Here is a 25,982-nt window from a genome sequence, read left to right as displayed (position 1 = left end):
CGACATCCTCAACGGTCCACTCTCTCACCCGTGCCGGACGGGTCGGCGCTTTCCGCTGCGGTGTCCGGTGTCGGGTCACTCGGCTGCTCCGGGTCGCCTGCCCGGGGACGCGCCCCGGACTCATCATCGGGACGCTCGCCGGGGCCTTCCGGGTTCTCCGGACCGTCCTCGGGGCCCTCGGCGGTCCCCGCGTCACCGTTCTCGCTCTTCTCGGCGTCGCGGGCCGCGGCCCGCTTGCGCTGGGTGTACATCCGGAAGCCGGCCAGGACGAGCAGCAGGACGCCGCCGCCGATGACCAGCATCACGGTGGCCGTGATCTCGGTGACCTTGACGTCGAAGGTGACGGGATCGCCGTACGCGCGCCCGTCCGTCGTGTACAGCTGGGCGATCACCGTCGCCCGGCCGTTGGCGTTGGCCGACGTGGTGAACTTCACCGACTGGCTGTGGCCGCCGGAGACCGAGATCGGCTGCTCCTCGTAGTCGGCGCCGCCGATCTCCAGACGGGTCGGGTTCGTGGAGGTGAGCCGCAGGACCAGGGGCCCGACGTCCTGCACCAGGTTGTTCTGCACCGTCACCGGGATCGTCGCGCTGCGGCCGGAGAGCTTCGTCTCCGACTTGTCGATCAGTCTGACCCGGCCGGTCAGACCGTCGAGGTACTCCTTGACCCCGGTACGGAAGGACGTCGCCTCGGCGGCTCGGCCGCGCCAGGACGCGGACATCTCCCGGTTCAGCGCGCGCCCGAAGGGGGTCACCACCCGGGACGGGTCGGACAGGACGACCTGGAAGTTGTCGAGCGTGTCCTGGGTGCGCGCGATCTGTGCGAACGCCGACGGGGGCAGCTCCTGCTTGCGCAGGGCGGCGGGGTAGGCGGAGGCCCCCGGGACCTTCGTGGTGGCGTCCGGGTCCGGCTTCGCCGTGGCGGCCGCCGACAGCTTCTGGGACTCGGACCAGGTGCCGCTCTGCAGTGCTCGCAGAGCCTCTGCCATCGCGCGGGCCTGGCTGCCGGAGGGCATCCGCTGCGGGGCGACGACGACGCTGCGCTCCTTGCCGACCTGGTGGTTCAGAGCGAGGCTCTGGGCGAGGAACCGCTGCACCGCGAGCGTCGACGCGGAGGCCGTCGACAGGTCACCCTCGAAGGCCGTGGACAGCCGGGAGTCCGCGACGACGGCCGTCGTGCCGCCGCCGATGGGGCGGGCCGCGGAGGGCGTGTAGGGCAGGCCGTCGGTCTCCCGGAGGCTGTCGCTGCGGGCGATCACCTTGTCGGCGCCCGCCGAGGTGGCGACCTTGACGATGGACCGGTCGATCGCGCCGTCCACGGGCCAGGCGAAGTCCGTGCTCGGCTTCACGTGCAGGATCGGATCGACCGTGTTGTGGATGACGTCTGTGGCGCTCTTGAGCTGGCTCAGGGAGCCGGTGACGCCGGTGCCGTTGTGGGCCAGGGAGGCCAGGTCCGGGTCGGCGAAGGGGAGGGAGATCACCTCCTTGTCGGCCACCGCGTCCTGCACGTCCGCGAGCCACTGCTTGGCCACGTCCTGGTGGGTGCCGGCGACCGTCTTGTCCCCGTCCCGGACGCTGTAGCTGCCCGTCATCGCGTCGACCGAGGCCAGCAGGTCGGGATCGACGACCCAGGTGACGTCGAGGTCCTTGCCGAGCGTCACCATCTGGTTGAGGCGTCCCCCGGGGGAGATCTCCTTGGCCAGGTCGTCGTCGAGGAAGACCGGCGTCTGCTCCTCGTTCGCCCCGGTCTCGGCGGCCATGTGCGTGGTGGAGACGAGCGGCCACAGGGCCGTTGTCTTCGTCGTGGTGCCGGCCTCGTCGGGCTGCCAGGGGAGGAAGGTCCGCTGGATGCCCAGGACCCGCTCCCACGGCTGGGAGGACGTCTCCCCGGAGAGGGAGACGGCGAATTCGTAGACACCGTCATCACCGAGTTCCAGGTCGTCGACCGGAACGGAGATGTTGAAGTGCTCGGCGACGCCGGGGGTGAGCTTGGAGAACTTCTCCGTGTACTTGTCGTCGATCTCCGGGGCGATGGAACCCTGGAGATCGTCACCGTCCTTGGCGATCGCGTCCACGGCCGACCGGGTGTCGATCTCCGGTCCCAGGCGCAGACCCACGTGGGCGTCGGTGACGGTCTGCTTGCCGTTGTTGGTCACGGTGCCGGACACCGTCACCGTGTCGCCGTCGGTGGGCGCCGAAGGGGTGAGCGAGTCCACGGCGACGGCCACGGACCCCGCATCGCCGTCGGCCTTCGCGGCGGGCTGCCCCGCGGCGTGGGCCGAGCCCGCGGCCGGCAGCTGGACCAGGCCGGCCAGCAGCGGCGCACCCGCGACCAGCGCCGTGGTACGCCGTAGCCACCGGCGGGCAGGTGAGGGACTGGTCCCCTGGAAGTCTGCCGCCTCGGCCACGCGCTCGCCCGTCCCTCGTCATCGTCAGCGGTCGTCGGAATGTGCGTCCACGCATGGTAACGATGCGCGCTGAGGGTAAGTGCCGCGACGTACGCCACAAGATCCGCCACCGAGCGCGGCCGCCCCGTATGTGCGCCTATAAGGGGACGGACGCTGAAGAGGGGTATTCGGTGCGAGATCAATCGGGGCGCGGGCGGCCGCGCGGGCCACGTACCCTTTTCTGTTGTGCCGAACGCCAAGGAAGCCAACCCCAGTGCCCCCAGCCAGGAGCAGCGCCGAGCGGTGAGTGAACTGCTGCGGGTCGCCCCTGTCGCCGACGACCTCGCCCGCCGTTTCCAGGAGGCCGGGTTCTCTCTCGCCCTGGTCGGCGGCTCGGTGCGGGACGCGTTGCTCGGCCGGCTCGGCAACGACCTGGACTTCACGACCGACGCCCGCCCCCAGGACGTACTGAAGATCATGAAGCCCTGGGCGGACGCGGTCTGGGACGTCGGGATCGCCTTCGGCACGGTCGGGGCGCAGAAGGCCGCCCGCGTCGGAGACGCTGACCGGACCTGGCAGATCGAGGTGACCACCTACCGGTCGGAGGCGTACGACCGCACCTCGCGCAAGCCGGAGGTGTCGTACGGCGACTCCATCGAGGACGACCTGGTCCGGCGCGACTTCACGGTGAACGCGATGGCCGTCGCGCTGCCGGAGAAGGAGTTCATCGACCCGCACGGCGGGCTGGAGGACCTCGCCGCCCGTGTCCTGCGCACCCCCGGCACGCCCGAGGAGTCCTTCTCGGACGACCCGCTCCGGATGATGCGGGCGGCCCGGTTCGCCGCTCAGCTCGACTTCGAGGTGGCACCGGAGGTCGTGAAGGCCATGACGGACATGGCCGGGCGTATCGACATCGTCTCGGCCGAGCGGGTCCGGGACGAGCTGAACAAGCTCATCCTCTCCCCCCACCCCCGCAAGGGACTGTCCCTGCTGGTGGAGACCGGGCTGGCCGAGCACGTCCTTCCCGAGCTGCCGGCCCTGCGTCTGGAGCGGGACGAGCATCACCGGCACAAGGACGTCTACGACCACACGCTGATCGTTCTGGAACAGGCGATGGCCCTGGAGACCGAGGGTCCCGACCTCACCCTCCGGCTGGCCGCACTGCTGCACGACATCGGCAAGCCGCGCACGCGCCGCTTCGAGAAGGACGGTCGGGTCTCGTTCCACCACCACGAAGTGGTCGGGGCGAAGATGACGAAGAGGCGCATGACCGCGCTCAAGTACTCCAACGAGCTGGTGAAGGACGTCTCGCGCCTGGTCGAGCTGCACCTGCGTTTCCACGGCTACGGCACGGGCGAGTGGACGGACTCCGCGGTCCGCCGGTACGTCCGGGACGCCGGTCCGCTGCTGGACCGGCTGCACAAGCTGACCCGCTCGGACTGCACGACCCGCAACAAGCGCAAGGCGTCGGCGCTCTCGCGTGCCTACGACGGCCTGGAGGAACGGATCGCACAGCTCAAGGAGCAGGAGGAGCTGGACGCGATCCGTCCGGACCTGGACGGCAACCAGGTCATGGAGATCCTCGGTATCAGCCCCGGGCCGGCCGTGGGTCAGGCGTACAAGCATCTGCTGGAGCTGCGCCTGGAGAACGGGCCGATGGAGCACGACGCCGCGGTGGCGGCACTCAAGGAGTGGTGGGCCGCGCAGGAGCGGTGAGAATGCGAGAGCGGGTCATGTTTCACGTGAAACATGACCGCTTTTCGTGCCCGGTTGAGGGTCCTACTTCACTTCCTTGAGGCAGAGGACCACCTTGTGGCTGCTGCTGCCAGTCTGGTAGTAGGCGATCGTCGCTTCCTTGACCGCCTCGCACTTGCTGTCGTCGCTGGTGTTGTCGAACTTCTCGACCACCTCGAACTCCGCGTCACCCGAGGAGCAGTCGACCGTCTTGAGCTCCGGGCTGATCTGCGTGCCCTCGTTGTGCATGCAGTCGCCCACCGCGGTGCTCTCGGCGTCCGACTGCCCCAGGTACCACTTGACCCCGCCGATCGCGGCGGCCACCACGATGACGCCGACGATGCTCAGCAGCTTCTTCTTGAACCGGTTGGAGCGGGAGGGCGGCGGAACGGGGGCGCCGGGCGGGGGGAACCCCGGCTGGCCTGCCTGCTGCGGGAAGCCCTGCTGGCCCTGCGCGTACGGGTTCATGCCCTGGGTCTGCTGCGGAGCGGGCGGCTGGCCCTGCGTGAACGGGTTGCCCTGGGGCGGCGGAGTGGTCACTGGGTTCCCCCTGAAGAGATAGGTGCGTGACGCGAACATGTCGCGGATAAGACGCACGTAAGCTATCGCTCCCCACTGACATCTCTGTAGCCCAGTGTGGCTTCGTGGCACTGATGTGACACTTACTGCCTCTCGAACCGGGTCATAGCCACCGCAACCGCTCCGTAGACCACGGCGACTGTCACGATCAGCGCGATCGAGCGGCCGTCCGGCGGCAGCATCAGAGCGGCCACTCCGGCGGCGCCGACGAAGGCGACGTTGAACAGCACGTCGTAGACGGAAAAGATCCGGCCGCGGAAGGCGTCGTCGACCGAGGACTGCACCACCGTGTCCGTGGCGATCTTCGCCCCCTGGGTGGTCAGCCCGAGGACGAACGCCGCGACGAGCAGCGGACCCGTGGCGAACGGAAGGCCGAGCGCCGGCACCAGTACGGTGGCGGCCCCCGCGCACACGGCCATCCAGCGGCCGGGGCCGAGCCGTCCCGCGGCCCAGGGGGTGAGCACGGCGGCGGCGAAGAAGCCCGCACCGGAGACACCCAGCGCCAGCCCCAGCAGGGCGAGCCCCTCGTCCGTGTCCGAAGTCAGGGAGTAGCGGCACAGCATCAGCAGCATGACCAGCAGCGCGCCGTAGCAGAACCGCATCAGCGTCATGCCCGCGAGCGACCAGGCAGCCTCCCGGCGCGCGGGCGCGGCCAGGTGACGTACCCCCGCCACCAGATCGCGGGCGGTGACGGCGAGCGCCGATGCCAGCCGCGGTGCCTGCGTGCGGTCGGGCCCCAGCAGCTCCACCGCGATGCACAGTGATGCGAGCGCCCCGCACAGATACAGAGCCGCCCCGAGCAGCACCACGGCGGCGTCGGAGTCCGCCACCACGAGGCGGACGACGAAGGCGAGCCCGCCGCCCGCCGTGGCGGCCAGGGTGCCGGCGGTCGGGGAGAGCGAGTTGGCGATCACCAGGCGCTCGGCGTCGACCACGCGCGGCAGCGCGGCGGAAAGGCCCGCGAGGACGAAGCGGTTGACGGCGGTGACGCAGAGCGCGGAGACGTAGAAGAGCCAGTCCGGGACGGAGGCGATCATCAGGACCGCCGTCACCGAGGCCAGCGCGGCGCGCAGCAGGTTGCCGTACAGGAAGACCTGGCGGCGGCGCCAGCGGTCCAGCAGGGCGCCGGCGAAGGGGCCCACCAGGGAGTAGGGGAGCAGCAGGACCGCCATCGCGGAGGCGATCGCGGCCGGCGAGGTCTGCTTCTCCGGGGAGAAGACGACGTAGGTGGCCAGCGCGACCTGGTAGACGCCGTCGGCGCCCTGGGAGAGAAGGCGCACGGCGAGCAGGCGCCGGAAGCCCTTCAGACGCAGCAGGACGCGCAGGTCACGGACGACGGCCATGGGGCACAGCCTCACATACGGGAAGGTCCCCGGGGCACGCGACCCGGGGACCTCCTACGGACCTCAGTCCGTGTCCGTTCAGCGCTCGACCTCGCCGGCGATGAACTTCTCGACGTTGGCACGGGCCTCGTCGTCGAAGTACTGGACCGGCGGGGACTTCATGAAGTAGCTCGACGCCGACAGGATCGGGCCGCCGATGCCACGGTCCTTGGCGATCTTCGCGGCGCGCAGGGCGTCGATGATGACACCGGCGGAGTTCGGGGAGTCCCAGACCTCGAGCTTGTACTCCAGGTTCAGCGGGACGTCACCGAAGGCGCGGCCCTCGAGGCGGACGTAGGCCCACTTGCGGTCGTCGAGCCACGCGACGTAGTCGGACGGGCCGATGTGGACGTTCTTCTCGCCCATGTCCCGGTCGGGGATCTGGGAGGTGACGGCCTGCGTCTTGGAGATCTTCTTCGACTCGAGGCGGTCGCGCTCGAGCATGTTCTTGAAGTCCATGTTGCCGCCGACGTTCAGCTGCATCGTGCGGTCCAGGACGACGCCCCGGTCCTCGAAGAGCTTCGCCATCACGCGGTGCGTGATGGTGGCGCCGACCTGCGACTTGATGTCGTCGCCGACGATCGGGACGCCCGCCTCGGTGAACTTGTCCGCCCACTCCTTGGTGCCGGCGATGAAGACCGGGAGGGCGTTGACGAAGGCGACCTTGGCGTCGATGGCGCACTGGGCGTAGTACTTCGCCGCGTCCTCGGAGCCGACGGGCAGGTAGCAGACGAGGACGTCGACCTGCTTGTCCTTGAGGACCTGGACGATGTCGGCCGGCTCCTCGGCGGACTCTTCGATGGTCTCGCGGTAGTACTTGCCGAGACCGTCGAGGGTGTGGCCGCGCTGGACCTGGACGCCGCTGTTCGGCACGTCGCAGATCTTGATGGTGTTGTTCTCGGAGGCGCCGATGGCGTCCGCCAGGTCCAGGCCGACCTTCTTGGCGTCCACGTCGAAGGCGGCGACGAACTCGATGTCGCGGACGTGGTAGTCGCCGAACTGCACGTGCATCAGGCCCGGGACCTTGGCCGCCGGGTCGGCGTCCTTGTAGTACTCGACGCCCTGCACCAGCGATGCGGCGCAGTTGCCCACACCGACGATGGCTACGCGAACCGAACCCATTCCGGTTGCTCCCTGTGTGTACGAGTGAGGCCCTGACTGGGCTCTCACGTGGCGGTGTCGCCGGGCGTATCCGGCCTGGGGTCGTCCCCGGGCCGGGGCAGGCCGCCCGTCGCTCCAGATGTCGTGTCCTGTTGAGCGGTCCCCTCCGAAGCGGAACCCCGAAGGTCCCGCCCCGCCCGCTCGCTCTCGATGAGCTCGTTCAGCCAGCGCACCTCGCGCTCCACGGACTCCATTCCGTGGCGCTGGAGCTCGAGCGTGTAGTCGTCGAGTCGCTCCCGGGTGCGGGCCAGAGAGGCCCGCATCTTCTCCAGGCGCTCCTCCAGCCGGCTGCGCCGGCCCTCGAGAACGCGCATGCGCACGTCACGCGACGTCTGGCCGAAGAACGCGAAGCGAGCGGCGAAGGTCTCGTCCTCGTACGCGTCCGGGCCCGTCTGTGAGAGGAGCTGCTCGAAGTGTTCCTTACCGTCGGCCGTCAACCGGTAGACGATCTTGGCGCGGCGTCCCGTGAGGGATGCGGCGGCCTCGCCGACGTTCCCCGGTTCCTCGATCAACCAGCCGTTGGCGACCAGCGTCTTGAGGCAGGGGTAGAGCGTCCCGTAGCTGAACGCCCGGAACACACCCAGTGATGTGTTGAGCCGTTTGCGCAGCTCGTAGCCGTGCATCGGGGATTCGCGGAGCAGGCCGAGTACGGCGAACTCGAGGATGCCGGAACGCCGGCTCATCGTCGCCTCCTCTCGTCCTTATGCCGCGCTGATGTATCGACTCGATACATCAGCACGATAGAACGAGCTTCCGTGCGCGACAAGAGGGGGACCGGTGAACGGGATCACATCAGGGTTTCATCACGAGCAAGTTGCCTGATTTGAGATGAACTTCGGGGCTCGGGGGTTTTGGCGGTGCGTAGTCTGTGCGCCATGCAGACCACCGGGAACCGAGTGACGTCTGGGGGCGTCCCTGTCCCTGGTGCAGTACGGGTGAATGCGGAAGGGACCGCATCCGTACTTCGGGGGGACCGGAAACCAGCCGCCTTTTCCAGGCGCGCAAAGGTGCGCCTGCCCGAGGAGTAGTCGTTCGATGAGCGAGCACCGTCGCAAACCGCCGCAGCCGCAGGGAGGCGGACGTGCCGCGGCCCGACGCGGCCAGTCCGGCTCGTCCTCCGGCCGCCGCGCGGCACCGCGGGGCGCCACAGGGTCTCCGTCCGGCTCGTACGGCCAGGAGGGCGAGGAGCGTCCGTACGGGAGCCGGGCCGAAGCCAGGCGCGCGGCACAGCGGAGTGGAGGCGGCCGTCGCAGAGCGGCCGATCCCGGTCGCGGTGGCCGGCGGGCCGCCCCCGGCGGCACGGCAGGACCCGGGCGGGGCCGTGCGGTCGCGTCCGGCAGGAAGCGGTTGATCGACTACCCGCGCCACGACAAGGACGGGTGGCGCCGCTGGATGCCCTCCTGGAAGCTCGTCACAGGCCTGTTCATCGGCTTCTTCGGCACCGGGGTGGCTGCCGCGGGCCTCGCCTACGCCATGGTGCAGGTTCCTGATCTGGACAAGACCGCTACGGCCCAGAACAACGTCTACTACTGGGCCGACGGCTCGCAGATGGTCGCCACGGGCGGTGAACGGAACCGCCAGATCGTGAGCCTCCCGCAGATTCCCGAGGCGATGCGCAACGCCGTCATCTCCCAGGAGAACAAGACCTTCTACTCCGACAGCGGCATCGACCCCAAGGGCATCGCCCGTGCCGTGTTCAACATGGCCAGGGGGGGCGACACGCAGGGTGGCTCCACCATCACCCAGCAGTACGTGAAGAACGCGATGCTGAACGACCAGTCGCAGACCATCTCCCGCAAGGTCAAGGAGATCTTCGTCTCGATCAAGGTCGGCGCCGAGGAGCCGAAGGACAAGATCCTCGAGGGCTATCTGAACTCGGCGTACTACGGCCGTGGCGCCTACGGCATCCAGGCGGCGGCCCGAGCCTACTTCAACGTGGACGCGGTCGACCTCAACCCCGGCCAGTGCGCCTTCCTGTCGGCGACGCTCAAGGGCGCCACCTACTACGACCCCGCGGGAGCGACCTCGATCGACCCGGCCGCGACTCCGGAGGCCAACCGTGAGCGGGCTCAGCGGCAGATGCAGGACACGCTCGACAAGATGGTCGAGTACGGGCATCTGAGCCAGGAGGACAGGGCGAAGTTCCCCGATCTCCCCGAGGTGAAGAACCCGCAGTCGAACTCGCAGCTGGGCGGGCAGATCGGCTACCTCGTCAGGCTCGCCAAGTCCTCCGTGGTCAAGAACGGCGTGGTGACGGAGCAGCAGCTGGAGAGGGGCGGCTACTCGATCTACACGACCTTCGACAAGAAGAAGGTCGAGGATCTCGAGAAGGCGGTCCAGAAGGTCTACAAGGAGAACATCGACCCGAAGAAGCGGCCTGAGAAGGACACCCACGTCCAGTTCGGCGGGGCGTCCGTCGACCCTGAGACCGGGGCGATCAAGGCCATCTACGGCGGTGAGGACGCGACCAAGCACTTCACCAACAACGCGGACGTGACCGGTGCCCAGGTCGGTTCGACGTTCAAGCCCTATGTGCTCGCGGCGGCGATGAAGTGGGGTGTGCGAGACCCCGAAGGCCCCCCGACCCAGGCGCAGGACGCACGAACCGTCGTCTCGCCGCGGAGCCTCTACAGCGGCGAGAACGACTTCAAGGTCAAGGAATACGACGGGACGGTCTGGAAGAACGAGAAGGGCGAGCAGTGGCTCCAGGAGAATGACGGTGAGCTGTCGGTCGGTGAGGCGCCCGACTACATGATCGACCTCCGGGAGGCCATGCGGGAGTCGGTCAACTCGGCCTACGTACAGCTCGGCATGGATGTCGGCCTCGACAAGGTGGAGGAAGCCGCCGTCGACTCCGGACTCCTCAAGGACAGCCTGGCGGGTACGTCCTACCCGTCCTTCTCCCTCGGCATCTCCGACCCCAGCGCGATCCGTATGGCGGGTTCGTACGCCACCTTCGCGGAGAGCGGGAAGCAACGTGATCCCTTCTCGGTCACCAAGGTGACGAGCAAGGACGGCACGATCTTCACGCACAAGGTCGAGACCAAGCAGGCATTCACCGCGCAGGTCGCGGACAACGTGACCGATGTCCTGAAGACCGTCGTCGAGGACGGTACGGGTTCGAACGCTCAGCTGCCCGGTCGTGAGGTGGCCGGCAAGACCGGTACCACCGACGGAAACAAGTCCGCGTGGTTCGTCGGCTACACCCCGCAGTTGTCGACCGCCATCAGCATGTTCCGCTATCCGGACGACGAGACCATCAAGAACCGTACGTTCCTGGAGATGTACGGAACGGGTGGCCAGAAGCAGATCCACGGTGCGTCGTTCCCCTCCATCATCTGGAAGGACTACATGGAGGACGCGCTGAAGGGCACCAAGCCGCAGAAGTTCCCGAAGCCGGAGCCCATCGGGGAGGTCGTCAACGACGCCCCGCCGCCGAGCCCGACTCCTTCGCCCTCTCAGAGCGAGGAGGAGACGAGTCCGTCTCCGTCTCCGTCGCCGAGCCAGAGCGAGACCACCAGTCCTTCGCCCTCACCGAGTGACACCTGTGGCGTCTGGGAGTGGAATTGCGACACCGGGGACAACGGTGGCAATGACAGCGCCGGCAACGATTCGGGAGGCGTGGGCACCAGTCCGTCGCCCTCGACGTCACCCAGTCCCACAGGCGAAGAGGACGACAGCAGAGGCAATCAGAACGGTGGCCTCTTCGCGGGACCGAACGGCTAGCCACAGAATGCACCGCATGGGTGTTTCACGTGAAACACCCACACGTTTCACGTGAAACAGGGGCCGCCGCACCGACGAGGGTGCGGCGGCCCCGGCCTTTTCCCAGACGCGTACGGCAGGATGTGCCCCATGCCCAGTGCAGAATCGACGCCAGCGAGCGTGCGCGACCCGGACTCGGTGCGGCCGACCAGGGAGGACGCCGTCGCCGCGGCCGGTAGTGAGCTGATCGGCGGCCCGGTCGGCCGACGGGCCGTCCTCGGGGCGTCCTGGTGGACGCCTGTGCGGGTGATCGCACTCGTGGCGATCGGTGTGTTCGCCCTCGGCCTGGTCCAGAAGGCCCCCTGTTACAACGGAGCATGGTTCTTCGGTGCCAGTTCGCAGTACACGCACGCTTGCTACTCGGACATCCCGCACCTGTACCAGGGGCGCGGGTTCGTCGACGGCCTGGTGCCGTACTTCGACAAGCTTCCCGGCGACATGGAGTACCTCGAGTACCCGGTGCTGACCGGAGTGTTCATGGAGGTCGCGTCCTGGCTCACCCCCGGCAGCGGCTCCATCCAGCACCAGGAACAGTGGTACTGGATGGTCAACGCCGGGATGCTCATGGTGTGTGCGGCCGTCATCGCCGTCTGCGTGACCCGCACCCACGCCCGGCGTCCCTGGGACGGTCTGCTGGTCGCCCTCGCGCCCGCCTTCGCCCTGACCGCCACCATCAACTGGGACCTGCTGGCGGTCGCCCTGACGTCCGCCGCCATCCTGATGTGGTCCCGGAGGTGGCCGGTGGCCTTCGGGGTACTGCTGGGCCTCGCCACGGCCGCCAAGCTCTATCCCTTCCTGATCCTTGGGCCGCTGCTGGTGCTGTGCTGGCGCGCCGGCAGATGGCGGGAGTTCGGGAAGGCGCTGGGAGGTGCGGCGGTCGCCTGGCTCGGGGTGAACCTGCCGGTGATGCTCTTCGCCTTCGACGGCTGGTCGAAGTTCTACACGTTCAGCCAGGAACGGGGCGTCGACTTCGGCTCCTTCTGGCTGATCCTGGTCCACAACTCCGACAACCCGCCCAGTACCGAGACCGTCAACACCCTCGCCACGCTCCTGATGCTGCTGTGCTGCGGCGCGATCGCGGGGCTCGCCCTCACGGCCCCTCGGCGCCCGCGGTTCGCTCAGCTCGCGTTCCTGATCGTCGCGGCGTTCATCCTCACGAACAAGGTCTACTCGCCGCAGTACGTGCTCTGGCTGGTTCCGCTGGCCGCGCTGGCCCGGCCGAAGTGGCGTGACTTCCTGATCTGGCAGGTGTGCGAGGTCGCGTACTTCCTGGGCATCTGGATGTACCTCGCCTACACGACCAGCGGTGATGCCCACAAGGGCCTGCCGACGGACGGCTATCACTGGGCCATCGGCGTACACCTGCTGGGAACGTTGTTCCTGTGCGCGATGGTCGTCCGCGACATCCTGATGCCGGACCGGGACCCGGTCCGGCGGACGGGCGACGACGACCCATCGGGCGGGGTGCTCGACGGTGCGCCGGACGTCTTCGCCCTGGGACCCGCGGCGCAGACCGGGCAGCACGCGGCCAACTTCGAAGGGCCACAGGTGCAGTGGGGCGCGAGTCGTCAGACAGGTGGTTCGCTCTGAGCGAACGCACAGAAGGCCGTACACGGAGGAACCGTGTACGGCCTTCTCGCTAGCGGTCGAGAATGCGGTCGAACTGCGTGGTGGTGTGCCGCAGATGGGCCACCAACTCGTCACCGACCGTGGGCTCCGGGGCGTCCGAGGGCACGAACAGGATGGAGACCTGCATGTGCGGCGGCTCCGCGAACCAACGCTGCTTGCCGCCCCAGACGAACGGCGAGAGATTCCGGTTGACCGTCGCGAGGCCGGCCCGGGCGACGCCCTTGGCCCGCGGCATGACGCCGTGCAGCGCCTTCGGGGCTTCCAGGCCCACTCCGTGCGAGGTACCGCCCGCCACGACCACCAGGAAGCCGTCGGAGGCCGCCTTCTGCTGCCGGTAGCCGAAGCGCTCCCCCTTGGCCACGCGCGTGACGTCCAGGACCGCGCCGCGGTACTCGGTGGCCTCGTGGTCCCCCAGCCACAGCCGGGTGCCGATCCGGGCCCGGAAGCGAGTCTGCGGGAACTGCTGCTGGAGGCGCGCCAGCTCGTCCGCCTTGAGGTGGCTGACGAACATCGTGTGCAGCGGGAGCCGCGCCGCGCGCAACCGGTCCATCCAGCCGATGACCTCCTCGACGGCGTCCGAGCCGTCGGTGCGGTCCAGGGGCAGGTGGATGGCGAAACCCTCCAGCCGGACGTTCTCTATGGCGGCGTGCAACTGCGGCAGGTCCTGCTCGCTGATGCCGTGCCGCTTCATCGAGGACATCACCTCGATCACCACACGCGCGCCCACGAGGCCGTACACGCCGTCCACGGACGACACCGAGCGCACGACACGGTCGGGCAGCGGAACGGGCTCCTCACCGCGCCGGTAGGGGGTCAGCACCAGCAGGTCGCCCCCGAAGTAGTCCTTGATCCGGGCGGCCTCGTACGTGGTGCCGACGGCCAGTACGTCCGAGCCCAGCCGCGTGGCCTCCTCCGCCAGCCGCTCGTGCCCGAAGCCGTAGCCGTTGCCCTTGCAGACCGGGACCAGCCCGGGGAACTGCTCCTGCACGTGCTTGTGGTGCGCCCGCCAGCGCGCGGTGTCGACGTAGAGGGTGAGCGCCATGGCCGGACCTGGAACCTTTCTCGTGGCTGTCAGAGGTGCGGGTGAGGGTGCGGTGGTTCAGCGGCGCGACATGTAGATGTCGAGCGCCTTGTGGAGAAGCTTGTTCAACGGGAAGTCCCACTCGCCGAGGTACTCGGCCGCCTGCCCGCCCGTGCCGACCTTGAACTGGATCAGGCCGAAGAGGTGGTCGCTCTCGTCCAGCGAGTCGGAGATACCGCGCAGGTCGTAGACGGTGGCGCCCAGCGCGTAGGCGTCGCGGAGCATCGCCCACTGCATGGCGTTCGAGGGCCGGACCTCACGGCCGATGTTGTCGGAGGCGCCGTAGGAGTACCAGACGTGCCCGCCGACGACCAGCATGGTCGCCGCCGACAGGTTCACGCCGTTGTGCCGGGCGAAGTACAGCCGCATGCGGTTGGGGTCCTCGTTGTTGAGGGCCGCCCACATGCGCTGGAAGTACGACAGCGGACGCGGCCGGAAGTGGTCGCGCACCGCCGTGATCTCGTACAGGCGCTGCCACTCCTCGAGGTCGTGGTAACCACCCTGGACCACCTCGACGCCGGCCTTCTCGGCCTTCTTGATGTTGCGGCGCCACAGCTGGTTGAAGTTCTTGTGGACCTCTTCCAGGGAGCGGTTGGCCAGCGGCACCTGGAAGACGTAGCGGGGCTGCACGTCTCCGAAGCCCGCGCCGCCGTCCTCGCCCTGCTGCCAGCCCATGCGGCGGAGCTTGTCGGCCACCTCGAACGCGCGCGGCTCGATGTGGTCGGCCTCTATGTCGCGCAGGCGCTTGACGTCGGGGTCCTGGATGCCCTTCTTGATGGACGCGGCGTCCCAGCGCCGGATGATCACCGGCGGGCCCATCTTCACCGAGAAGGCGCCCTGCTGCTTCAGGTGCGCCAGCATCGGCTCCATCCAGTCCTGGAGGTTCGGCGCGAACCAGTTGATGACCGGGCCCTCGGGGAGGTAGGCGAGGTAGCGCTTGATCTTGGGGAGCTGCCGGTAGAGGACCAGACCCACACCGACCAGCTGACCGGTCCGGTCGTCGAACCAGCCGAGGTTCTCGGAGCGCCACTCCGCCTTCACGTCCGCCCAGGCCGGGACCTGCATGTGACTCGCCGCCGGCAGGCTCTGGATGTAGGCCAGATGCTGCTCGCGACTGATGGTCCTCAGGGTCAGGGTCATTCGGGGCGCTCCTCGGGCTGGTGTGTCCCCATGGGTACAGGGGCTCCGGCTCTCGCGCGAAGCCTACTGCGCCCTGTGAGCGCCCCGTCCGGCGTACGGGGGGAAGGCGGGCGGAACGACGTGTCCGACAGGCCGACGGCGGCCGGTACTCAGCCGAAGAGGCCGCCGTGGTGAATGCCGAAGAACAGACCGAGCGCGGAAGCCCCGAGGCCCAGCACCAGACCGAAGCGCTCACGCGTCGTCGCGGAGATGAGCTGGCCGTATCCGCCGGTCAGGACCCCCAGCAGCCCTGCCCAGGAGGTCAGGATGTGGAGCCCGCGGAAACTCGCGGTGGCCAGCGCCAGCACTCCCAGCACCAGCGTCACCGCCAGCAGCGTGTCCTGGAGGGGGTGCGGTTTTCCGTCAGTGGCCAGCAAGCCGGTCCGGGGCTTGGCGGGTCGCATGATCTGTGCCATGGGGAACCTCCTGCCAACGGCAGTGTGTCTTCGCCCTCACATCCGCTGAGTACCGATTGTGTCCCCTCACGGCCGGATTTCAACCGCAAGCCGGTGGCCGGGTACTCTGTACCTTCTGCACTGGTGTCTGTTGCCGTCCACGGCCGGGCCGCCTCCTCGGAGGAAGCCCGATTGTCAGTGGGTCCTGGTTTACTCGTTGATGCCGGTGCCAACGCATCGCAACCCTCCTGCCACGGAACGACCGTGGCCGCTGAGTCCAAAGGAGGTGGGTTCCACATGCGTCACTACGAGGTGATGGTCATCCTCGACCCCGATCTCGAGGAGCGCTCTGTCTCCCCGCTGATCGAGAACTTCCTCTCTGTCGTCCGTGACGGCGGCGGAAAGGTCGAGAAGGTCGACACCTGGGGCCGTCGTCGTCTCTCGTACGAGATCAAGAAGAAGCCCGAGGGCATCTACTCGGTCATCGACCTGCAGGCCGAGCCTGCGGTCGTCAAGGAGCTCGACCGCCAGATGAACCTGAACGAGTCGGTCCTCCGGACCAAGGTCCTCCGTCCCGAGATGCACTGAGCCTTCCGCTCAGCCGATCCCGGGATTCGAGTAGCAGCACAAGCAGCCAGCAGCAAACCCGCCGAGAGGTTCCCCCATGGCAGGCGAGACCGTCATCACGGTCATCGGCAATCTTGTCGATGACCCCGAGCTGCGCTTCACCCCGTCCGGTGCGGCCGTCGCGAAGTTCCGTGTCGCGTCGACTCCCCGCACCTTCGACCGCCAGACGAACGAGTGGAAGGACGGCGAAAGCCTCTTCCTGACCTGCTCGGTCTGGCGCCAGGCGGCGGAGAACGTCGCCGAGTCGCTCCAGCGAGGCATGCGCGTCATCGTGCAGGGCCGGCTGAAGCAGCGGTCCTACGAGGACCGTGAGGGCGTCAAGCGCACGGTCTACGAGCTGGACGTCGACGAGGTCGGCGCCAGCCTGCGCAGTGCCACGGCCAAGGTCACCAAGACCTCGGGCCAGGGCCGCGGAGGCCAGGGCGGTTACGGCGGCGGTGGCGGCCAGGGTGGCGGCGGCTGGGGCGGCGGCCCCGGCGGTGGCCAGCAGGGCGGCGGCGCTCCGGCCGACGACCCCTGGGCGACCGGCGCTCCCGCCGGCGGCCCGCAGGGCGGCGGCCAGGGCGGCGGCGGCTGGGGCGGAGGCTCCGGCGGCGGTGGCGGCTACTCGGACGAGCCCCCCTTCTAGGCGGGCTCCACCCACACTTCTTGATCACACAGGAGAAACATCATGGCTAAGCCGCCTGTGCGCAAGCCGAAGAAGAAGGTCTGCGCGTTCTGCAAGGACAAGGTCACGTACGTGGACTACAAGGACACGAACATGCTGCGGAAGTTCATTTCCGACCGTGGCAAGATCCGTGCCCGCCGCGTGACCGGCAACTGCACCCAGCACCAGCGTGACGTCGCCACGGCCGTGAAGAACAGCCGTGAGATGGCGCTGCTGCCCTACACCTCCACCGCGCGATAAGGGAAGGGTGACCGACTCATGAAGATCATCCTCACCCACGAGGTCTCCGGCCTCGGTGCCGCGGGCGACGTCGTCGACGTCAAGGACGGTTACGCTCGCAACTACCTGATCCCGCGGAAGTTCGCTATCCGCTGGACCAAGGGTGGCGAGAAGGACGTCGAGCAGATCCGTCGTGCTCGCAAGATCCACGAGATCCAGACCATCGAGCAGGCCAACCAGGTGAAGGCCCAGCTCGAGGGTGTGAAGGTCCGTCTGGCTGTCCGCTCCGGCGACGCCGGTCGTCTCTTCGGTTCCGTCACCCCGGCCGACGTCGCCTCGGCGATCAAGGCCGCCGGTGGTCCCGAGGTCGACAAGCGCCGCATCGAGCTGGGCTCGCCGATCAAGACCCTGGGCGCTCACGAGACGTCCGTGCGTCTGCACCCCGAGGTTGACGCCAAGGTCAGCATCGAGGTCGTCGCTGCCTGAGCTTCGCTCTCGCTGAAGCGATGAGATGGGGCCGCATCTCCCGAGTGGGGATGCGGCCCCATCTTTGATCGGTCGTCCTTTACTGGGAGCACCATGTTTCACGTACTTGAAGCACCATGTTTCACGTGAAACGGGATGGTTCACACGGGACACTCAGCGCGTCGCGCCTGTGACGACCCAGCGCCCCGACCGGGTGCGCAGCCACAGCGTCACCAGTCGCATTGCCATCATCAGCGTCATGGACGCCCACAGTGCGGTGAGTCCGCCGCCGAACGTCGGGACGAGCAGGGCCGCCGGGGTGAAGACGGCCAAGGTGAGCAGCATGGCCCAGGCGAGGTAAGGGCCGTCGCCGGCACCCATCAGTACGCCGTCCAGGACGTAGACCACTCCGCAGACCGGCTGCGAGACAGCGACGATCACCAGCGCGGGGAGGGCGGCCTCCTTGACCGCGGAGTCACCGGTGAACAGGGGCAGGAACGCCGGGCGGGACAGCACCACGAGCAGGCCGAGGACGACTCCGACCGCGACGCCCCACTCCACCATTCTGCGGCAGGCGGCGCGGGCACCCTGGGCGTCACCGGCTCCCAGGTAGCGTCCGATGATGGCCTGCCCGGCGATCGCGATGGCGTCGAGGGCGAAGGCGAGCAGGCTCCACAGGGACAGGATGATCTGGTGGGCCGCGATGTCGGCGTCGCCGAGGCGTGCCGCCACGGCGGTGGCGATCATGAGAATGGCCCGCAGCGAGAGCGTACGCACGAGCAGCGGGACCCCTGCCTGGGCCGAGGCTCTGATGCCGGCGATGTCAGGCCGGAGGGAGGCACCGTGCCGGTGCGCTCCACGGATCACCACCCACAGGTACACCGCTGCCATGCCGCACTGGGCGATGACGGTGCCCCAGGCGGAGCCGGCGATGCCGAGGCCGGCGCCGTAGACGAGCACGACGTTGAGGACGGCGTTGGCGACGAAGCCGGCCACGGCCACGTAGAGCGGGGTCCGGGTGTTCTGCAGACCCCGTAGGACACCGGTCGCGGCCAGCACGACGAGCATGGCGGGGATGCCGAGAGCGGAGATCCTCAGATATGTGATGGCGTACGGGGCCGCGGTGTCGGAGGCGCCGAAGAGTTCCACGAGGGAGGGGGCGGTCGGCAGGACGACGGCGATGACCGCGGCGCCCAGCAGCAGCGCCAGCCAGATGCCGTCCATGCCCTGGCGGATCGCGGTTTGCAGGTCGCCGGCGCCGACGCGGCGGGACACGGCCGCCGTGGTGGCGTAGGCGAGGAAGACGAAGACGCTGACGGCGGTGGTCAGCAGTGCGGAGGCGATGCCGAGTCCGGCGAGCTGTGCGGTGCCGAGGTGGCCGACGATCGCACTGTCGGCCATGACGAAGAGGGGCTCGGCGACGAGCGCGCCGAAGGCCGGGACGGCCAGCGCGATGATCTCTCGGTCGTGCCGGCGCCGGACGGTCCGGGAGCGCTCGGAAGCCTGTGTCATGAGCACCAATCTAATCGTCCACAGGTAAGAGATGCAAAGCTTTTGGGACCCTTACCTGCTGCCCCGTCGGGCGCACTTCGGAGCGCGGTTCGAAGCGATCTTGATCTGACTGGCAAAGTTTTTCTTCTGCACAGGACGTGGACGATGAATGTGCAGGTCAGCAGGGTTTATCAAGATGGCGCGAGGGCTTGTTCACAGGGCTGTCCACCGGGTCGTGCACAGGTTTCGGGGAGTTCTCCACAGCATCTGGCCCGTCGTCCACATGGCCTGTGGATAACCAGATTGGCTGACGCTGCCGACGGGCCTACGGTGGTCCGGCGCCTGCTCCGTCCGTCGGCTTGTGAACCAACACAAAACCGACGCGTCTGAACCGGAGTTGGGCGTCTTATTTGTCAGTGTCGTGCCGTAGAAATGAGGGGCACGGCGAGGTCCGCTCGGCGGACGGGAGGAGGTGGCTCGGTGAGTATTTCCGAGCCCTTGGACGACCCGTGGGCCGACAGCGGTCCCAGTGATCGTCTGCCCGCTTCCCGCCGCCGCGGTGACGGTGGCAGAGGCCGCGACGAGCAGCACGAGCGCGGTCCGGACAACGGTGCCTGGGACGGTGGCGGACCGTCGTTCGAGCGGGTCCCGCCGCAGGACCTGGACGCCGAGCAGTCCGTCCTCGGTGGCATGCTCCTGTCCAAGGACGCCATCGCCGACGTCGTCGAGATCCTCAAGGGCCACGACTTCTACAAGCCGGCCCACGAGACGGTCTACCAGGCGATCCTCGACGTCTATGCCAAGGGTGAGCCGGCCGACCCCATCACGATCGCGGCCGAACTCACCAAGCGCGGCGAGATCAACAAGGTAGGCGGCGCTTCCTATCTGCACACGCTCGTCCAGACCGTGCCGACGGCCGCGAACGCCGCCTACTACGCGGAGATCGTGCACGAGCGTGCCGTGCTGCGCCGCCTGGTGGAGGCCGGTACGCGGATCACGCAGATGGGATACGCGGCCGACGACGACGTCGACGAGATCGTCAACCGTGCCCAGGCGGAGATCTACGCCGTCACCGAGCAGCGCACCAGCGAGGACTATCTGCCGCTCGGCGACATCATGGAGGGCGCGCTCGACGAGATCGAGGCGATCGGCTCGCGCAGCGGTGAGATGACCGGTGTGCCGACGGGCTTCACCGACTTCGACTCCCTGACCAACGGTCTGCACCCGGGACAGATGATCGTCATCGCCGCACGTCCCGCGATGGGTAAGTCCACGCTGGCGTTGGACTTCGCGCGGGCGGCGTCGATCAAGAACAACCTGCCGAGTGTCATCTTCTCGCTCGAAATGGGGCGCAACGAGATCGCGATGCGTCTGCTGTCCGCCGAGGCCCGCGTGGCGCTCCACCACATGCGTTCCGGCACCATGACGGACGACGACTGGACCCGCCTGGCCCGTCGGATGCCCGACGTCTCGGCTGCCCCGCTCTACATCGACGACTCCCCGAACCTGTCGATGATGGAGATCCGCGCCAAGTGCCGTCGTCTCAAACAGCGCAATGACCTCAAGCTGGTCGTCATCGACTATCTCCAGCTGATGCAGTCCGGCGGATCCAAGCGGGCCGAGAGCCGTCAGCAGGAAGTGTCGGACATGTCCCGCAATCTCAAGCTCCTGGCCAAGGAGCTTGAGATCCCGGTCATCGCGCTCTCCCAGCTGAACCGTGGCCCCGAGCAGCGCACCGACAAGAAGCCGATGGTCTCGGACCTGCGCGAGTCCGGTTCCATCGAGCAGGACGCCGACATGGTCATCCTGTTGCACCGTGAGGACGCCTACGAGAAGGAATCGCCGCGCGCCGGCGAGGCCGACCTGATCGTGGCCAAGCACCGTAACGGTCCGACGGCGACGATCACCGTCGCCTTCCAGGGGCACTACTCGCGCTTCGTGGACATGGCACAGACCTGATCCTCGCGGCGCGAGAGAAATCGGCTCGACGTGTGGAGCCCGGGTCGATGGACTGGGGGCATGACGACACCTCAGGAAGAACTGCTCCCCGCAACTCGCCGGGCTCTGCTGCACCGGATCGCCGTGGCCCAGACCGAGGGGCGGGCGCCGTCGCTCGTGGCGGCGGTCGTCCGGGACGGTCGGCCCGTCTGGCACGGCGCGCGGACTTCGGTGGACGGGCACGGGCCGGACGAGAACGTGCAGTACCGGATCGGCTCGATCACCAAGACCTTCACCGCTGTGCTTGTGCTTCGGCTGCGTGACGAGGGTGCGCTCGATCTCGCTGACCCACTCGAGAAGCACCTGCCGGGTACGGGGGCGGGGGAGGCGACGGTCGCCGAGCTGCTGGCGCACTCCGGGGGTCTGGCCGCCGAGTCGCCTGCGCCGTGGTGGGAGCGGACGCCGGGATCGTTGCGGCCCGAGCTCGCCGATGTGCTGGGCAAGCAGCCGCTGCTTCACCCGGTCGGCCGTCGGCACCACTATTCGAATCCCGGATACACGCTGCTCGGCGCGCTGGTCGAGAAGGAGCGCGGTGCTTCGTGGGAGGAAGTGCTGCGGCAGGAGGTGCTGGAGCCGCTGGGCCTGAACCGAACCTCCGGGCGTCCGCAGGCGCCGCACGCCGGCGGCTGGGCGGTGCATCCATGGGCCGACGTGATGCTGGCGGAGCCTGCCGAGGATCTCGGGCGGATGGCCCCGGCCGGTCAGCTCTGGTCCACCACCGGGGACCTGGCCCGGTTCGCCGTCTTTCTGACGCAGGGCGACGACAGGGTGCTGAGCGCCGAGTCCGTACGGGAGATGCGGGCACCGGCTGCACCGGTGGAGGCCGCGGATGTCGCGGACGGTTCGGCGTACGGCCTGGGACTGCAGATCCAGTACCGGGACGGACGGCTGCTCGTGGGGCACTCCGGCTCACTGCCCGGCTTCCTGGCCAACCTCACGATCAGCGTGGAGGACGACGTGGCCGCGGTGGTGCTGGCCAACTGCACGTCCGGGCCGCTGGTGGCGGGGGTCGGTGCCGATCTCGTTCGCATCGTCGCCGAGGCGGAACCCAGGATCCCCGAACCGTGGCGCCCGCTGCCGGAGGTCGACGCCTCCGTCCTGGAGTTGGCCGGGCAGTGGTACTGGGGCACGCATGCCTTCGCGCTGCGGCTGATGGCCGACAAGGGGGTCTCGCTGGAGCCTCTTTCGGGCGTCGGTCGTCGCTCGCGTTTCCGGTCGAACGGCGATGGCACGTGGACCGGGTTGGAGGGCTACTACGCCGGGGAGCTGCTGCGAGCCGTGCGACGCCCGGACGGGACCGTGAGTCACCTGGACCTCGGGTCGTTCGTGTTCACACGGCAGCCGTATGACGAGGGTGCGCCTGTGCCGGGAGGAGTCGACCCGGAGGGGTGGCGCGGAATCGGCTAGGTCCCGCGCCCAGCCTCGCAGTGTGGCCCTGTTTCACGTGAAACAGGGCCACACGCCTCAGAGCTGGAGCTTGAAGCCTGTGTGCGAGGCCGAGAAGCCAAGCCGTTCGTAGAAGCGGTGTGCGTCGGTGCGGGTCTTGTCGGAGGTGAGCTGCACCAGTTGGCATCCCTGCCGACGGGACTGGTCAACGGCCCACTCGATGAGTTGCGTGCCCAGGCCGCTGCCGCGCTCGTCGGAGTGGATGCGTACGCCTTCGATGATCGACCGGGTGGCACCGCGCCGGGACAGGCCGGGCACGATCGTCAGCTGGAGCGTGCCGACCACACGGCCGCCGCGGACGGCGACGACCAGGTGCTGGTTCGGATCGGCGCTGAGCCGTTCCAGGGCGGCCAGGTATGGGCTCAGGTCGTCGGGTGACTCGCGTTGGGCGCCCAGGGGGTCGTCGGCGAGCATCGCGACGACCGCGGGGAGGTCGTCCCCCGTGGTGGGCCGAATCTCAAGATCTGCCATGGCCGCACCCTATGCAGGGAGGGTCAGGCGGGCACTGGTGTTTTGAGCGTCTCGACGACCCGGACCAGCGGAGCCAGATCGGGGTTCCTGGCGGCTTCGTCGAGGGCCTCGCGCAGGGCGGCGTCATTGGTGGGTCGTGCCTCGTCCAGCAGTTTCAGGCCGGCCGCGGTGACGTTGGTGTAGATGCCACGGCGGTCGGTGGGGCACAGATAGCGCTCCAGGAGCCCGCGGTCCTCGAGCCGGGTGACCAGGCGTGTGGTGGCGCTCTGGCTGAGGACGACCGCGTCCGCGACCTGCTTCATCTGCAGGTGCCCGCCGTCGCCGTCGTGCTGTCGGCTGAGTACGTCGAGCAGGGAGTACTCACGCACGCTCAGATCGTGTCCGGCCTGCAGAGCGCGCTCGATGTGCGCCTCGATTCTTCCGTGCAGCAGAGAGAGGGCACACCAGCCCTGGGAGAGGGCGGTGAGGGCGGGGTCCGTCGCTGTCATGTGTTCCTCCGTCCCGGAGCGGCTGAGACCAGGGTAGACCAGAGCCGCGATTGCCCGCGTTTGCCAGTAGCCCGCGTCTGCAACTATTGTGGACGCACGCAAAGCGCTCCTGCAATCTTCTGGGAAGGTATCCCCCTCCATGCCTCTCGCGCTCCTGGCCCTCGCGATCGGGGCCTTCGGTATCGGAACGACCGAATTCGTGATCATGGGCTTGTTGCCCGAGGTCGCCAACGACTACGGGGTCTCCATCCCCACCGCCGGCTTCCTGGTGACCGGATACGCGCTCGGCGTGATGTTCGGCGCCCCGCTGATGACCGTGCTCGGCACCAAGGTCCCGCGCAAGCGGATGCTGATGCTGCTGATGGGCCTGTTCATCGCCGGCAATCTGCTCTCCGCCCTCGCCCCCGCCTTCTCCGTCATGCTGGCCGGCCGGGTCGTCGCCTCCCTCGCCCACGGAGCCTTCTTCGGCATCGGCTCGGTCGTCGCGGCCGACCTGGTCGCCCCGCACAAGAAGGCCGGAGCGATCGCGATGATGTTCACCGGACTGACCGTCGCCAACGTCGTCGGCGTGCCACTGGGCACGCTCGTCGGACAGTCCGTCGGCTGGCGGGTCACCTTCGCCATCGTCGCCGCACTCGGTGTCGTCGGCCTGGCCGGTGTCGCCAAGCTGGTCCCCGACATGCCCAAGGCCGAGGGAGTGCGGCTGCGACACGAACTGGCCGCGTTCAAGAACGCCCAGGTCCTGCTCGCGATGGCCATGACCGTCCTCGGCTTCGGCGGCGTCTTCGCGGCGATCACCTACATCGCGCCGATGATGACCCACGTCGCGGGCTTCGCCGACGGTTCGGTCACCTGGCTGCTGGTCCTCTTCGGCCTCGGCATGGTCGGCGGCAACCTCGTGGGCGGCAAGTTCGCCGACCGCGCCCTGATGCCCATGCTGTACGTATCCCTGGGTGCTCTGGCCGTCGTGCTCGCCCTGTTCACACTCACCGCGCATGACAAGATCGCGTCGGCCGTGACCGTCTTCCTGATCGGCGCCCTCGGCTTCGCCACTGTCCCGCCGCTGCAGAAACGTGTCCTGGACCACGCGCACGGCGCACCGACGCTGGCATCGGCGGTGAACATCGGCGCCTTCAACCTCGGCAACGCGCTCTCCGCCTGGCTCGGGGGCGTGGTCATCTCCGCCGGCTTCGGCTACACCGCCCCGAACTGGGTCGGTGCCGCGCTTGCCGCCGCCGCCCTGGTCCTCGCCTTCGTATCGGCCGCCCTCGAACGGCGCGAGCCCGCTGACCGCGCGGTTGTCGCGGGCTCCGTACCGGCCGAGCGGCGGACAGCCGCCGTACACCACTGAACGACCCGGCCGCCGGGGCGCGGGGCCAGGGCCGCCCCCGCACTCCCGCGGTCGCTCCCGCCTCGACACCACCGAGGCACATACCACTCGGCATCAACCAAGGAGAACTCTCGTGACCACCACCGCTGTCGCCCCGCTGACCATCCAGGACGCCGACGCCCTCGTCACCGTCGCCCAGCGCGCCGCCGAGGCCGCCGGGGTCACCGTCAGCGTCACCGTCCTCGACGCGGGCGGCCACCTCCTGGCCTTCCGGCGCGACGACCGGGCCGTGCTGATCTCCGGAGAGACCAGCACCCGCAAGGCCTACACGGCGCTCCAGCTGAACACACCCACCGCCGACCTTGTCGACGCCGTTCAGCCCGGTGGCCTCTTCCACACCCTGCCCACCGCGCTCGACCGGCCGCTGCTGTTCATCGCGGGCGGCGTGCCCGTGCACCGCGACGGCCGGCTGATCGGCGCGATCGGGGTCGGCGGCGGAGCGCCCGAGCAGGACCACGCCTTCGCCACGGCCGCCGTGGACGACCTTGCCTGACGAAAACCGTCGGCCGCACGAGGCCGGTTCCCGGGACGTAACCGGGGACCGGCCTCGCCGCACCGATCGGGTCAGCCCGCCGCCACCGTGAGTGGAGCGAACCGCCGCTGCCAGACCCCGGGCAGCTCCGTGACGCCGTACGTCATGACCGCGTTGGTGGAGAGGGACGTGAGGCCGTGCCCCTTCACCCAGGCCAGCAGCTCCTCGTGCCGTACGTCGATGTCCGTGCGCAGCGGGCGGTCGGTGCGTGCGGCGAGGGAGGTGAGCAGCGCCTTGGCCGTCTCGGTGTCGCGGGCGATCAGAGGGCCCACGACGTGGGTGTCCATGTTGGGCCAGGCAGCGGCGTACCCGATGAGCCGTCCGTCCTCCTCGGCGACCCGGAGCTGATCGGCGAAGGCGGGCAACCGCGTGATGATGTGGGTTCGGTCGGTGCCGAACACCTCCTCGTCGAGGCGGAGGATCGCGGTCAGATCCTCGGCCGTGGCCGCACGCGTGGCGATCGAGGGCGTGAGCCCGTCGGCGACGAAACGCCCACGCACCATCTCCGCCCGGCCGGTGGACTTGAAGCCGAGCTCCTCGTAGAGGGGCCGTCCGTACGGAGTGGCGTGCAGGGTCAGTGGGGTGGGGCCCAGGGCGTTGACGACGTGGCGCATGAGCCGGCGGCCGACGCCCTGGCGGGCGTGCCGCTGTGCGACCAGCACCATGCCGATGGCGGCGAGGGACGGGCGCCCGTGAGGTCCGTACTCGGTGACGGTGCAGGCACTGACGAGACCGCCGCCGGGATCGTCGATGCCGTACCCCTTCCCGGCTGTGAGGAGGAAACCCCACTTGTGCTCCTCACGAGGCCACCCCCGGTCCTCGGACAGGTCGGCGCAGGCGGTGAGATCGCGGAGCGTCAGACGGCGGATCGGCAGCGAGGCGAGGGAAGGTGTCGACAC

The 25,982-nt window shown here is 68.7% G+C and carries 23 protein-coding genes; 11 read left to right on the top strand and 12 right to left on the bottom strand.

The features are described from left to right. Positions 1–8: 8 nt before the first annotated feature. Positions 9–2,405, bottom strand: coding sequence for a DUF6049 family protein (locus ACLIN4_RS17520; protein ID WP_411575991.1), 2,397 nt, complete (start codon positions 2,403–2,405; stop codon positions 9–11). A gap of 225 nt (positions 2,406–2,630) precedes the next feature. On the opposite strand from ACLIN4_RS17520, the gene ACLIN4_RS17515 reads away from it, so the two are divergent. Then, positions 2,631–4,100: a CCA tRNA nucleotidyltransferase gene (locus ACLIN4_RS17515; protein WP_107478064.1), complete on the top strand. Its 1,470-nt coding sequence runs from the start codon at positions 2,631–2,633 to the stop codon at positions 4,098–4,100. Positions 4,101–4,163: 63 nt separating this feature from the next. On the opposite strand, the gene ACLIN4_RS17510 is transcribed toward ACLIN4_RS17515, so the two are convergent. The 4 genes from ACLIN4_RS17510 to ACLIN4_RS17495 all read right to left on the bottom strand — a co-directional run bounded on the left by ACLIN4_RS17510 (position 4,164) and on the right by ACLIN4_RS17495 (position 7,923). Then, entirely contained in the window at positions 4,164–4,658 is a 495-nt protein-coding gene (locus ACLIN4_RS17510; RefSeq protein WP_411575990.1) for an LppU/SCO3897 family protein, read from the bottom strand. A 122-nt stretch (positions 4,659–4,780) separates the two neighbouring features. Further along, entirely contained in the window at positions 4,781–6,040 is a 1,260-nt protein-coding gene (locus ACLIN4_RS17505) for an MFS transporter (RefSeq protein WP_100049574.1), read from the bottom strand. Between the two features lie 78 nt (positions 6,041–6,118). Beyond that, positions 6,119–7,201, bottom strand: coding sequence for an inositol-3-phosphate synthase (locus ACLIN4_RS17500; protein WP_100049573.1), 1,083 nt, complete (start codon positions 7,199–7,201; stop codon positions 6,119–6,121). A gap of 44 nt (positions 7,202–7,245) precedes the next feature. Next, positions 7,246–7,923, bottom strand: a complete 678-nt coding sequence (locus ACLIN4_RS17495) for a PadR family transcriptional regulator (protein ID WP_100049572.1) — start codon at positions 7,921–7,923, stop codon at positions 7,246–7,248. A gap of 664 nt (positions 7,924–8,587) precedes the next feature. Between ACLIN4_RS17495 and ACLIN4_RS17490 the strand changes: the two genes are divergently transcribed. Next, the gene (locus ACLIN4_RS17490) at positions 8,588–10,966 is read left to right on the top strand and encodes a transglycosylase domain-containing protein (RefSeq protein ID WP_107478066.1); all 2,379 of its coding nucleotides are present in this window, start codon (positions 8,588–8,590) and stop codon (positions 10,964–10,966) included. A 120-nt stretch (positions 10,967–11,086) separates the two neighbouring features. Further along, positions 11,087–12,595 (top strand): glycosyltransferase family 87 protein, encoded by a 1,509-nt coding sequence (locus ACLIN4_RS17485; RefSeq protein ID WP_411575989.1) that lies wholly within the window; start codon positions 11,087–11,089, stop codon positions 12,593–12,595. 49 nt (positions 12,596–12,644) lie between these two features. On the opposite strand, the gene ACLIN4_RS17480 is transcribed toward ACLIN4_RS17485, so the two are convergent. The 3 genes from ACLIN4_RS17480 to ACLIN4_RS17470 form a co-directional block, all read right to left on the bottom strand. After that, positions 12,645–13,676: an alanine racemase gene (locus ACLIN4_RS17480; protein ID WP_100049527.1), complete on the bottom strand. Its 1,032-nt coding sequence runs from the start codon at positions 13,674–13,676 to the stop codon at positions 12,645–12,647. Between the two features lie 57 nt (positions 13,677–13,733). After that, on the bottom strand, positions 13,734–14,855 hold the full coding sequence (gene femX, locus ACLIN4_RS17475; RefSeq protein WP_100049528.1) for a peptidoglycan bridge formation glycyltransferase FemX: 1,122 nt from the start codon (positions 14,853–14,855) through the stop codon (positions 13,734–13,736). A gap of 149 nt (positions 14,856–15,004) precedes the next feature. Further along, positions 15,005–15,310 carry a hypothetical protein gene (locus ACLIN4_RS17470; protein WP_107478068.1) on the bottom strand — a complete coding sequence of 102 codons (306 nt, stop codon included), beginning with the start codon at positions 15,308–15,310 and terminating at the stop codon, positions 15,005–15,007. A gap of 276 nt (positions 15,311–15,586) precedes the next feature. On the opposite strand from ACLIN4_RS17470, the gene rpsF reads away from it, so the two are divergent. From rpsF to rplI, 4 genes are all read left to right on the top strand, one after another. Next, a complete protein-coding gene (gene rpsF, locus ACLIN4_RS17465; RefSeq protein ID WP_003975025.1) occupies positions 15,587–15,877 on the top strand; it encodes a 30S ribosomal protein S6 in 291 nt (96 codons plus the stop codon). Between the two features lie 76 nt (positions 15,878–15,953). Next, complete coding sequence (locus ACLIN4_RS17460; protein WP_043382521.1) at positions 15,954–16,544, top strand: single-stranded DNA-binding protein; 591 nt, start codon at positions 15,954–15,956, stop codon at positions 16,542–16,544. Positions 16,545–16,586: 42 nt separating this feature from the next. Then, the gene (gene rpsR / locus ACLIN4_RS17455; protein WP_003949403.1) at positions 16,587–16,823 is read left to right on the top strand and encodes a 30S ribosomal protein S18; all 237 of its coding nucleotides are present in this window, start codon (positions 16,587–16,589) and stop codon (positions 16,821–16,823) included. An 18-nt stretch (positions 16,824–16,841) separates the two neighbouring features. Beyond that, positions 16,842–17,288 (top strand): 50S ribosomal protein L9, encoded by a 447-nt coding sequence (rplI, locus tag ACLIN4_RS17450; RefSeq protein WP_003975023.1) that lies wholly within the window; start codon positions 16,842–16,844, stop codon positions 17,286–17,288. 153 nt (positions 17,289–17,441) lie between these two features. Here the strand turns inward: rplI and ACLIN4_RS17445 are convergent, their stop codons facing one another. Next, positions 17,442–18,779, bottom strand: a complete 1,338-nt coding sequence (locus ACLIN4_RS17445; protein WP_411575988.1) for an MATE family efflux transporter — start codon at positions 18,777–18,779, stop codon at positions 17,442–17,444. 459 nt (positions 18,780–19,238) lie between these two features. On the opposite strand from ACLIN4_RS17445, the gene dnaB reads away from it, so the two are divergent. After that, positions 19,239–20,717, top strand: coding sequence for a replicative DNA helicase (gene dnaB, locus ACLIN4_RS17440; protein ID WP_107479440.1), 1,479 nt, complete (start codon positions 19,239–19,241; stop codon positions 20,715–20,717). Between the two features lie 60 nt (positions 20,718–20,777). After that, positions 20,778–22,163, top strand: a complete 1,386-nt coding sequence (locus ACLIN4_RS17435; protein ID WP_289909039.1) for a serine hydrolase domain-containing protein — start codon at positions 20,778–20,780, stop codon at positions 22,161–22,163. Positions 22,164–22,220: 57 nt separating this feature from the next. Here ACLIN4_RS17435 and ACLIN4_RS17430 read toward each other — a convergent pair whose 3' ends face one another. Further along, positions 22,221–22,673, bottom strand: a complete 453-nt coding sequence (locus ACLIN4_RS17430; protein WP_107479442.1) for a GNAT family N-acetyltransferase — start codon at positions 22,671–22,673, stop codon at positions 22,221–22,223. 23 nt (positions 22,674–22,696) lie between these two features. After that, positions 22,697–23,161 (bottom strand): MarR family winged helix-turn-helix transcriptional regulator, encoded by a 465-nt coding sequence (locus ACLIN4_RS17425; RefSeq protein WP_100045400.1) that lies wholly within the window; start codon positions 23,159–23,161, stop codon positions 22,697–22,699. A gap of 139 nt (positions 23,162–23,300) precedes the next feature. Here ACLIN4_RS17425 and ACLIN4_RS17420 point away from each other — a divergent pair, with 139 nt between their 5' ends. Both ACLIN4_RS17420 and ACLIN4_RS17415 read left to right on the top strand, forming a co-directional pair. Continuing rightward, the gene (locus tag ACLIN4_RS17420; protein WP_107479443.1) at positions 23,301–24,512 is read left to right on the top strand and encodes an MFS transporter; all 1,212 of its coding nucleotides are present in this window, start codon (positions 23,301–23,303) and stop codon (positions 24,510–24,512) included. A gap of 112 nt (positions 24,513–24,624) precedes the next feature. After that, positions 24,625–25,044: a GlcG/HbpS family heme-binding protein gene (locus ACLIN4_RS17415; RefSeq protein WP_290013472.1), complete on the top strand. Its 420-nt coding sequence runs from the start codon at positions 24,625–24,627 to the stop codon at positions 25,042–25,044. Between the two features lie 71 nt (positions 25,045–25,115). Here ACLIN4_RS17415 and ACLIN4_RS17410 read toward each other — a convergent pair whose 3' ends face one another. After that, positions 25,116–25,982 carry a GNAT family N-acetyltransferase gene (locus tag ACLIN4_RS17410; RefSeq protein WP_100045397.1) on the bottom strand — a complete coding sequence of 289 codons (867 nt, stop codon included), beginning with the start codon at positions 25,980–25,982 and terminating at the stop codon, positions 25,116–25,118.

The sequence above is a fragment of the Streptomyces mutabilis genome (genome assembly GCF_046628145.1).
GTDB classification, from domain to species: domain Bacteria; phylum Actinomycetota; class Actinomycetes; order Streptomycetales; family Streptomycetaceae; genus Streptomyces; species Streptomyces mutabilis.
The sequence above is the reverse complement of the archived record's forward strand: the minus strand, read 5'-3'. Positions and strand labels throughout refer to the sequence as shown.